Consider the following 220-nt stretch of genomic DNA (forward strand, 5'->3'; position numbering starts at 1 on the left):
TGTTGAAATGAAAGCAGCAGGATTTTCAACAAAAGAAATTATGGAAGAATTAAATATTAGAAATAGAACACAAGTGAAAACTTGGTGGCGATGGTATCAAAATGGGGAAAGTTATAGATTTTCACAACACGTTGGTAAACAATATACCTACGGTAAAGGATTAGAAGAGCTGTCAGAAGTAGAACAATTAAAATTAGAAAATAAGAGAAAAGATATAGAA

Annotated in this window: 1 protein-coding gene; it reads left to right on the plus strand. The window is 30.5% G+C overall.

Annotation, left to right across the window (positions count from 1 at the left end; translation table 11 throughout):
- Positions 1–220, plus strand: a 220-nt coding sequence (locus tag HMPREF2629_RS08905; protein WP_070813304.1) for a helix-turn-helix domain-containing protein, incomplete at both ends; no start/stop codon positions are given.

Origin of the sequence: Staphylococcus sp. HMSC034C12 (genome assembly GCF_001835895.1) — a bacterium.
GTDB classification, from domain to species: domain Bacteria; phylum Bacillota; class Bacilli; order Staphylococcales; family Staphylococcaceae; genus Staphylococcus; species Staphylococcus hominis.